The organism is Novispirillum itersonii (genome assembly GCF_014205675.1).
GTDB lineage: Bacteria > Pseudomonadota > Alphaproteobacteria > Rhodospirillales > Rhodospirillaceae > Novispirillum > Novispirillum itersonii_A.
The window spans coordinates 1-10,078 of record NZ_JACIIX010000029.1; the positions used below are offsets into that span (position 1 = coordinate 1).

At 55.1% G+C, this 10,078-nt stretch carries 6 protein-coding genes; 1 reads left to right on the top strand and 5 read right to left on the bottom strand.

The annotated features are described in order from the left end of the window. The first annotated feature begins 133 nt into the window (after positions 1–133). Positions 134–313, top strand: a complete 180-nt coding sequence (locus FHS48_RS20645) for a transposase (protein WP_416046528.1) — start codon at positions 134–136, stop codon at positions 311–313. Positions 314–317: 4 nt separating this feature from the next. Here the strand turns inward: FHS48_RS20645 and FHS48_RS19580 are convergent, their stop codons facing one another. The 5 genes from FHS48_RS19580 to FHS48_RS19600 all read right to left on the bottom strand — a co-directional run. Next, the gene (locus tag FHS48_RS19580) at positions 318–2,600 is read right to left on the bottom strand and encodes an AAA family ATPase (protein WP_184266612.1); all 2,283 of its coding nucleotides are present in this window, start codon (positions 2,598–2,600) and stop codon (positions 318–320) included. A gap of 32 nt (positions 2,601–2,632) precedes the next feature. Continuing rightward, the gene (locus tag FHS48_RS19585) at positions 2,633–5,263 is read right to left on the bottom strand and encodes a DEAD/DEAH box helicase family protein (protein WP_184266615.1); all 2,631 of its coding nucleotides are present in this window, start codon (positions 5,261–5,263) and stop codon (positions 2,633–2,635) included. A gap of 7 nt (positions 5,264–5,270) precedes the next feature. Next, on the bottom strand, positions 5,271–7,205 hold the full coding sequence (locus FHS48_RS19590; RefSeq protein ID WP_184266618.1) for a site-specific DNA-methyltransferase: 1,935 nt from the start codon (positions 7,203–7,205) through the stop codon (positions 5,271–5,273). 100 nt (positions 7,206–7,305) lie between these two features. Then, a complete protein-coding gene (locus FHS48_RS19595; RefSeq protein WP_184266621.1) occupies positions 7,306–7,770 on the bottom strand; it encodes a GIY-YIG nuclease family protein in 465 nt (154 codons plus the stop codon). Then, positions 7,770–10,078 (bottom strand): ATP-dependent DNA helicase (locus FHS48_RS19600; protein WP_184266624.1); only part of this gene is annotated, 2,309 nt, incomplete at its 5' end. The genes FHS48_RS19595 and FHS48_RS19600, both read right to left, overlap by 1 nt.

Below are 10,078 nucleotides of genomic sequence, written 5' to 3' on the forward strand. Positions count from 1 at the left end.
GCTTGGAACAAGCTTATCGATCAGCCATGGAAAATCATGTCCATCGGACTCCGCCAGTGGGCGCATAAGTTTTAATCACCGCAGGTTGGTATGAGATGGACACTGGCCTGCGGATGACTGGAAGATTGCCCCAATGGTACTCCACGAACTAATCAACGGGGACTGGTTTGAGGCCTATACCCGCCGGATACTGGTGCCGGATTTGCGCCGAGACGATATTGTCATCATGGAGAATCTATCCAGCCACAAGCGCCCCATCGTTCGCAACGTGATTGAGGCCGCCGGGACAACGGTTCTGTTTCTCCCGCCCTAATGCTCTAGTTTGGCAGGGCTTTTGCCACTCGGAGAGTTCGGCGAACGAAGCTGTCCAACTGGGTTTTATCGATCTGGTCCGCCGTTGGTACGGCTGCCAAATCGGCATGATGGAACGGAGCGGTGAACTCGTTGATCACATCAAGCTCCTCGTAGATGTGATGAGCGGGGTGCTGGTCCCCACCGTCCCTGGTCTTGCGCATGATCTCGCCGAGCGTGTCTTGATCGCCGAAGTATCCATAGTAAACCCGGCGGCAATGGTCTTCCAATACTGGACGCATCTTCTTGGCGATGTCGAGCGGCTTGCCTTCGTTGTTCGTGAGATAGGCTTGTAGGTCGGTTATTTCAGCGATGATGCGCCCTGCGCATGCACTCTCGATTGCCCAAGGCACAAGTTTACAGCCCTGGGTTCGGGCATTATCGATCATCAGGGCTGTCCGTTCAGCAGGCTGCACCTTCGCCCAGACGTCCTTCAAAAATCCTGCGTCGTGCGAGAGCACAATAACCTGTGCACATTTCTTGCCCATGCGTCGAATTTCCTGGATGGTCTGGACGCGCCTGAAGGCGTCCTGGCTGTTAAAGGGATCATCCAGCACCACGATCTTATTCCCGTGGCCCTTATCCCGCTCTAGGTGGGCAAGGAAAAATGCCAAAGCAAGAGTACTCCGATCCCCCGAACTCAGCGTGTTTTTGAAACTTGGCTTGGTTGCCGGTGTATTCCCATCGCCGAGATCAACAGCCGTCGCATTGATCACGATCTGATAGCTGGATGTTGCCACCCCGCCCACATAGGAGTGCTTGGTTTCGGCGATGGTGAAATCTGCCGCAAAGGCGTCCAGAAGCTCGTTGATGCGCTTCTCGTAGGGCTTCACCGCACTATTCGTATACTCATCGAGCTTCTTGCGAACCTCGGCCTTTTCGTTGTCGATGACGTCCTTCTCTGTGGACAGCCGAATGTGGTCATCGCAATGCTGGACCAATGGCTGCTCATGGCGTTTCTTGAATGCTTGGAGCCGCTGTAGCTCGTTTTCCGCCACCCGCACATCGGCAACGCCGGTTTCCGCCTTTTTGGCGTTGAATACATCCTTGGCGGCAAAGATTGCCATGTTGGCAGCGTTGACCGCCTCTTTGAGGGCTTGGAAGGCGGCCACGGCCTCCTGGTACTCTTTGCTGAGGGGAACCGCCTCCAACGGGGAGCGAGCCTTTCGGTCCAGCAGTTCCAGAGCCGCTACGCCTAGGTCCCGAATGGTATCCAGGAGGTTCTCAGGCATGGCCAGCATGGTTGGATCAATGGGGCAATACTGATGCCAAAAATCCGCTGCCGCCTTGTTTTTCTCAATTTGGGCGGCGAGCCAGCCGATTTTCCCCTCTCCGAACTCCTCCTGAATTATTCCCAGGTAGGTCTTGATATCAGCGACCAGCCCCTTGTAGGCATCGCTGAATACTGAGCGGTAAGCGGTGATCAACGGCAGCCCGTTGATGTTCTGGCCGCAGAATGGACAGACCCCATGTTCGATATGAGGCATGCCAGCGGCCACCCAGCTTTCGCCATTGGCAGCCATTCCATGGGCCGCAATGTGGTCAGAAAGTTGCCGTTCAGCGCCTTCGGCGATCTCGTCGATGGTCTTTTCCAACAGGGATGCGAACGCAGGGATGATTGGAAGGGTGATCTCGCTCGGAAGCGGACGGTTTTGAATCTGGGCGGCTTGCCGGATGGCCTCCAGATTCCGCGTCTGGTCAGCGATCCGGACGTCGATGCCGGGATTAGCGGGGACCTTGAGAAACTGCTCCAGGGTCATGCCTGGGGGAACGTGAGGTTGGATCAGCTTAGCGACCGCAGAAATTTCTCTGGTCTTAGCCCTGCTATCCGCCGCCAACTGGCTATCCCGCTCTGCCAGATGGACGCCCTCGGCACCGATGATGACACGGTACAGGTTGCGCTTATGGTCCGTATCGACTACCTCGCCCGAGTGGATGTTCTCCGAAACGTAGGCGCTGTCGAAAACGGCGAGGTCGGGGGCCGTCTTATCCCAAGCTGCGCCATCAAAGCGAACTCCACTGCCGTCGAATAATAGATCGACAGAGGACGCGGCTGTTGCTCCAAGCGTCTTCCGACCAATCAGCGGATCAGCGTTGCCGGTCTGGGCTGAACGCAGGACCGCGCAGATAGTCGTTTTGCCGTGGCCGTTAGCGCCGAAAACGAAGCTGTATTTTGTTAGCTCGGTGTTGCCCTTGCCATTCGAGTTTGTAAAGCGCCCGATGTTCTTGATGCCAATGCGCTTGAGCATGTCAGTCCCCCCGAACTGATAAAAAATATAGGCTAAGCCGGAAGGCCAAATTTGGCCTCAGTCCCTGGGATCATGATGTAGCTGAAAGCGCTGGCTGCCGCCATTTCCCCGGCGGCTTTCGCCTTGGCCCGCACGATCACGTCGTCGATCATGTTGTCGCCCTTCACTTCAACCAGGATATAGCCGCCGTCCTTCCTGCGCACCAGGAAGTCTGGATAGTAGTGGCGAACCCTGTGGGTTTCTGGATCAACATAGCTGATGTAAAACTCCGACTGGCCGTGCGTCAGCATGCCGGTGAAGAAAATCTCCTCGATATCTTCCTTGGCCACCACCGTGTCGAAGAATGCCTTCTCGGGCTTTGAATCGAAGATGTAGTGGTTCAAGTGGAAGCTGCGGTCCTTGAACTGCGCATAGGCCACATCATCAACGGATGCCACTTTCTGAGGATCGCCCAGGAAGGTCTTTTCAAAGCCGCCGCCCGAACCGCCGGACTTGACGAGTTCGACCTCGATCTCCTCGTGGTGGGTGTAGTCAGAGATGTCGTAGAGGTGCCGGAACAACGAGGGGATGATGTGGTCGTAAAGGACCTCATTGTGCCTGTTGACCATCGCCAGGATGGCGTCCAGCCCATCAGCCGAAGACAGCAGGGTGTCCTCGATCTGAAGGCAGGAAATTTCCTCGGTGTTGAAGTAGCGTCCGATCTCGGCGACCAGGGTGAAAGCGCTGTAGCGCCGCTGCTTGCGGGCCGTTGAAATGTCTTCGGTGGTAGTATGCGCGCTCTGGTTCAGGCCGTCTCGGACGGTCTTCACCGCCGTGTAGGGCAGGGTGTCGAATTCCGCGAGTTTGAAGTCCAGCCCATCAGACGGAGCCTTCTTGGTCGTCTTGTAGAGCTTACGGACGCGCTTAATCTTCACCTTCCGAGGCGGCGGAACATCGCGGACGACATAGCGCAGCTTGTCAGATTTTCCGGCGTCCTCCAGATCGGCTCTGGTTACGCGGAAGTTTTTTTGAAGTTCGTCATCCAAGATGGCCAAGTTGTCGTTTGACAGGTAAATGTGCCCGGTTTCTTGGATATCACCGATGTTGCGGAGGCAGCGCATCGAAGCCTGAAGCACGAATATCTTGGATTTCGGCTCCCGGTGAAGCGCCACGCCAAAGAGAGAGCGGCAATTCCAGCCTTCCTTGCCCTTGTTAACAAGCAGGATGAACTGTTTGTTTGAACCAGGGGTATCCAGCCGATTGAATTCGCGGATATCCTCGCTGGTTGTTAGCTTTTCGTCGCCGACGTTGACCAGAATGCGGTCGATGGGGATGTCCAGTTCGCGGAGCGCTGCTTCCAATGCGGGGCGAATTTCGGTACGGACTTCGTCGATGGTTCCGGCGAAGATGGCCAGCTTGGGCAGCATGCCTTCGCGTCGCTTTTCACCCTCACTCCGCCAGAACGAGGCCACCGCGTCCCGCAGAAAGTCCTCGGTTCGGGTGTTGGCGTAACCGCTGATCTGCGGACGCTTCAAGAAATTGTTTTTGATGGCGTCCTTCAGGCCGTAGGCGTACACCACCTCCGGCATGATCTGTTCCCCGACGTAGGGCGTTCCCGTGTAATTGTAGCAGGCGACCACCCGGCTCCCCGCAACGTGCTTCAATTCAGCGGCAAGGCGATTGATCGTCTCGCGCAGGCGGCTGGGCTTTGCCATGTCGAAATCCTTGGCAAGGGCGGTGCCAAGGGCGTGATGGGCCTCGTCCACATAGATGCCCAATTGAGGCAGCCGCCCAAGGCGCTGAAAACGGGCATTGATGACCAGTTCCTTGTCGTCTTCGGGCTGCCAGCCGTAGAGGTCCGCGATCTGGTCGTAGACGGACGGGGTTGCCGTAGCTTTAGCAAGCTCGTCCAAGCGGCTCCAGGTGCCCTTAGCCTTCTCTCGGTGCTTGATGATGATCTTCTGGGCGTTGGAGATCACGATGTTGAAGCGCGACCCGTCCTGGGTGCCAAGGCCCATTCCTGCGTCATCGAGGAAATGGAAACGCAAGTGGGTGGTCAGGAAGGCGACGTATTCCGGGGGGACGACCTTGGCCAGATCGAAGGTCTCGATTTCCTTCAGGGCCTGGAGGACAGTTTTGTCAGGGGCAAAAACCAAGGCGTTGTGGCAGAACCGCTCGTCCTTGGGGAATTTGTTGGCCAGGAGGAATTCATAGAAAATGCAGGTGGCCATGAGGATGGTTTTGCCGGTCCCCATGGTTAGCGCAAAAATGTAATTCGGGTAGTGGGCCGAATTCTTTTTTAGATGATTAAAAACGGTTTTGTAGGCTTTGGGGTCAGAAAGGTCGATTTCCCGGAAGAAATCAATCTGGCCTGCATCAGCTAAGCTTTGGGTGACGGTCTTATCTGCCTCGAACACCCCTGTTTTGCGATACCAGTCCTCAAACAGTGCATGAATGGAGGCATTGTTCCCGAATTCCTTCAGGAACACGTACATCTCAAGCGCCTCAAACTGAGGCGTGCGGAGGAACCCGCTGCCCTTGGAGGGGTCGTTAAAGTCCAGATAAACCTTGGTCAGTTGCTTATAGCGCTGGCGGATTCGGCCCTTGTTGCCCTGGTAGAACCGGCACAAAACGTCGAAAAATGGGAAATCCACCTGGGTGGCTTTCGTCGGCTTCCTGGCCATGGTCCCCTCACTCTTCAGCGCTAACGGTCAATTCGAGGGATTCCGAAAGCAGGTCGGTTATCTTCACCCGAACCGTCCCTGCATCCATCGGGACATCGTAAGCGCCGGACACCAGAGACTCGCCTTCAGGCATGTCAATGAGTGCCGGTTCCAAAACCGCGCCGTCATAATTCCAGTCAATTTTGATGCTATCGACCAATTGACGCCAATCTTCCACGTTATCTTCCTGATAGCTAAGTTTTTGCATCAGGTTCAGTGGATAGAATTTTTCAATCACGAGCTTGCCGTCACGAATGACGACCTTTGCCTCAGCCGACCGCTTGAACAGGATGTCGTCGCGATCGCGCAGGATATCGACGACCTTGACCTCAATTAGGAACGGCTTTGCTTCTTGAATGAGAGCGGCGGCAAGGTTCGGTTCATGGCCCATGCACACTAGCAGGAACTTCTCGACCGCCCTTCCGGGACTTTCATCGCGGCGCTTCTCGTACTGCTTGAAGTCCATACCAGCTATTATGTCGTTTAGGTCGGCGCGCGTGGCAATTCGGTTGACGGGCATAATCTTCACGGAAAAACCGTCCTTTACCCCGTCAAAAACGGAACTTGATGAAAGGGGTTGAATCTCTAGGGCTTCTTTCAGAATTTCCTTTGCTTCAGCAGGGTTCCTGAAAATGTCATAATTATTGACGTTAAAAACATCAACTCCGGTATAGAGAGGATGTTGGCTCACAGGTAGCTGACCGGCAGTAAGAGCCTGCCGAATGCCGTTTAATCGGCTGATCGTTGTTTCAACTGCGCCAAGGTTGATGTCGGCACCAATGAATCGACGTCCAAGCTTCATAGCTACAGCTTGGGTCGTTCCTGATCCCATGAAACAATCAAATACAATATCACCCGGCCTGCTCCCGATCCTTATCACCTTTTCGAGAATTGATTCTGGTTTTTGCGTCGGGTATCCATTTTTCTCCTTTCTAGGAAGCTGTTTCGCGTCAAGCCAAATCGTGCCGATGCGTACACCTTCACTGTCTTTAAGGTATTTTCTGTACTCGGGAACGCCCCCTTCGCTGATCTGGATCAGCCCCTTTGCATCCATGTCATCAAGGGTCTCCGGCCCGAAACGCCAATGGCTACCGGCTAGGGGTGGAATGCCCTTCCAGGGTTTGCCAGTCGCTCCATTGCGGATACCGGGGGCGTGCAACGGAAGTAGGCGATACCGTTCGCCATTCTCGTCGTAATGGCGGTAGTTTGAATCAATGTAGTCTTGAGATAAATCGTCGAAAAGTTCCTGAAAATAATAATCCTTGGTTTTTGTGTACATGAATATAGTGTCGTGGATATTGCTCAGTGATTTGCTCGTGAAGTTTTTTGTGTTGCACTTCTGCCAAATTATCTCGTTTATGAACGTCGATGGTCCAAAAATTTCATCCATTAACATCCGCAGGTAATGGCTCTGATGGTAATCACAGTGAAGAAATATGCATCCGCTATCAGACAGTAGCTCGCGTATCAAAATTAGGCGATCATGCATAAATTGTAGGTAGTTGTCTTCCGCCCACATGTCTGCGTATTGAGTTTCCTCAAAGGCACTCAAGTCCGATGATGCGTGCTTACCCTTAATTGATATGAGTTTCTTATAGTCGGCTTTGGAGTCAAAGGGTGGATCAATGTATGCAAGATTAACCTTTCCTCTAAAATGCTTCAGAAGATGGCTCATTACTTGGAGATTGTCTCCCCAATATATCTTATTCATCCAGTTGTTGGTCGGAGTCCCGTATGTTTCTTGCTTCTGTGCGGGGTAAAATCGAGTGGATGTGAATGGGCGTTTGCCTGTCCATCGAAGCTCCGGGAAGCCTTTGATTGGCGGCAAGTTGTCAAAACGAAATTCCTCCACGGTTTCAACTTTGTTGAGTTCAGTTCCCGCGAGAGTAAGTTGTTCAGACATTGGGTCCCCGATCACGAAAGATCATCAACTGGATGTGGCGGGCCTCCGAGAGCCAGCCGCATTGGTTTAAGCGATTTCAGGTGCTGACGCCAGCCCACCCCTAAGCATCTACCTGGACCCTATGCCAGAAATCTGAATGCTTGGTGTTGGCTACCGGGATAGCGCCAAACCGCCGAGCGAACCGCTCCAGCAGCTTTCCTTCCTCAGCCTTGTGATCCGCTGTTGTGGAATAGGAAAATTGCGCCCCAAAAGCCCCAGCGTACTCGTAAATTGGCCAGTAGACGTCGTAGCCAATCCGGGCATTGGCCGCTGTCGCTGTGCTATGCACAAGATGCTGGGCCAGCCGCACAGACAGACTTTCGGCCTCCCCGATATAGAACACAGCCCCCGCTCGGCGCGGATAGGTGAACTCGTGGTTAGGGGCGACCAGGACATAGACCCCAGGCTCGTCGGGAACCCCGGCAAGCGTATCGAGAGAGCGTCTGCGACTGAACGTGGTGTGAATGTCAGGAAAGGAGCGGCCTGCCGGGCAAGTGAACGCCCCCAAAAAGGAGTTCCAATCCATCAGCACTTCCTCGCCACGAAGTTCATGTCGCAATAGGATCGCAAGTCACATTCCGGGCATGCCTTCGCCGGTCGGGCCGCCATAGAAAAATCTTTGCCTTCAATGCGCTTCACTACCGCGTCCACAGCGGCGATGGTGTCGTTCACCGCATGTTTGTTATTCGGGAAGCTGATGTACGGGTTCCCGGACTCCTCGCTGGTGTAATAGAGGTGCATCCGGCTAACGGTCTGGCCAAGCTGCTCCTCGACCAAATGCGCGTAAATCTGAAGCTGGCGGCGGTAGCGATCCAGCTTTTCGCGGTCGCCAACGAGGTCGGGTTTGCGCTCTGATTTGAAGTCAATGATCTCGACTGTTTCGTTTTCCCCTCGCACAAGGTCGATTTGGCCCTTCAGGATGTAGGCGTCTTTGAGCAGGGAGATTTCGACTTCCGCGTCCTGGAGCCGGTGCCAGTTGTGCCTCTCACGCTGGACGTACCGGCGAACGTGGGCGAGGGCGATTTCCTGGGCGACGGGCGTCAGGTAGACCCGTTCGCGCTTGGTCAGGTGGTGGTAGTTGGTGCGGAACCAGACTTGAACCTGTTCGTCAGTGACCCTGCCTTCCTCGCCCCGGAGCACCGTCTTATGGACGTCTTCGATGGTCTGGTGAACCAACGTGCCGAACAGGATGGCGTTCTTTCTGACCGGAGCGAACTCCAACTCCTTGAAGAAGCGGTATTGCTGAGGGCAGCCCTCATAGACCAGGACGTGCGAGGTGAAGGAATACTCGTTCTTTAGGTTCACGGGCTTGATGGATGCCAACTCGATTTCCGCCGGCTCGAAATAAAGCGACCGCCACTCTTCCAGCCCTCCATAGGTCGTGGAGAGATAGCGGGATGGGACGTTCCTTTGCCCTTTGCCGCTGGGGACATTCTCCTGGCAGGTCAGCACCAGCATGTTCTGCGCACGGGAGAAGGCCGTGTAGAACAGCCGCCAGAAGTCGAATGTCTTGGTCCGCTCCATCGGCTCGAAGGGTGGTCGGTGGTAGAACCGCTCCTGCAACAGGACGTCGAGATCGTCGTACTGTTTCCGGGGCACGGCGTCCATGGAGCCAACCAGCACCAAGGGGAACTCCAGCCCTTTGGATTGATGGATAGTCATGAACGACACGCAGCCGCTGGGGGCGTAGGCCGTCTCGTCCTCGTACTCCTCGATGCCGCCTTCCTTGAGGAAACGGAGGTAGCGGTTGAAAAGGTCGCTGAGGTTTTTGTCGAGAAAATTAGGTGTCAGCACCGAGACGTGGTGCAGGTACTCGAACTTCCCGAGGAGGCGGGAAAACATGGCCAAATTTCGGGCCGCCCGGCTATCGCGGACATCGGTCTCGTCCACATCCCGCAACCACTGGCTAAACAAGGGGAATTGGAGCAGTTCGTAAAGCAGACCGGCAAACGCATGGTTGGCATTGCTGGCCAAGGCCGCATGCTCACCCGCAGTCCGCCGACACCAGTCGAACAGCAGCTTGTTCTCGGGCTTGCGAAGCTCAACGGCGAACTCCATGAGGCAGGGATCGTAATAGTCCTCCCAAATCGCCAGACGCCCGCCGTTGGGCAACACCTGAAGGCGTTTCATCTGGGGGAACAGGAAGAGAAGTGCGCCGACCATCAGCCGAACCTCAGTTCGGTCAAAATACATGGCCGAACGGGGGGCGTAGATGGGGATGCCCGCCGCCTCAAGCTCCTCCGCAAGCCGGACAACGCGCTCGTTCTTTACCGACCGGAACAGGAAGGCCGCTTGGTTCCAATCCTTGAGGATGCCCTTGCTGCGGAGATGGCGCAGAAAGGCAATTACCTCATCGCCCCAATCGTCCGCGTGATCATGGCCAGACACCCTGAATACCGTGGGATATGGGGCTGGCGTGGGGTTCTGGGCTTCAACGGCCTTATCGAAGCGGAACCTTTGTCCGTCGCCACCTTCCCAATCGGTTTGAGCCATCCAGGCGTTGTACAATTCGACGATGCGGGCATCCGAACGATAATTCGTCGTCAGGTAAATCTGCTTGCACTCTCCGGCACCGAATTTGGCCGGAAACTCCAGGATGTTTCGAACCGTAGCGCCACGAAATCGGTACAGGCCCTGATCGTCATCGCCCACGACGCAGATGTTGTGGTGGGCTGCGGCAAGCTTCATGACGATGATTTCCTGGACCGTGTTGGTGTCCTGGTATTCATCGACCATGATGTACTGGTATTTGGACTGAATGGCCTCCAGCACCGAAGGGTGCTCGCTAAGCAGCCTCAGCGCCTCGGACTGGATCGTCGAGAAATCAAGGGCGT

Bases quoted from the DNA above. Each gene is read 5' to 3' on its own strand.
- FHS48_RS20645 (WP_416046528.1), top strand. From the start codon at position 134: ATGGTACTCCACGAACTAATCAACGGGGACTGGTTTGAGGCCTATACC.
- FHS48_RS19580 (WP_184266612.1), bottom strand. From the start codon at position 2,600: ATGCTCAAGCGCATTGGCATCAAGAACATCGGGCGCTTTACAAACTCG.
- FHS48_RS19585 (WP_184266615.1), bottom strand. From the start codon at position 5,263: ATGGCCAGGAAGCCGACGAAAGCCACCCAGGTGGATTTCCCATTTTTC.
- FHS48_RS19590 (WP_184266618.1), bottom strand. From the start codon at position 7,205: ATGTCTGAACAACTTACTCTCGCGGGAACTGAACTCAACAAAGTTGAA.
- FHS48_RS19595 (WP_184266621.1), bottom strand. From the start codon at position 7,770: ATGGATTGGAACTCCTTTTTGGGGGCGTTCACTTGCCCGGCAGGCCGC.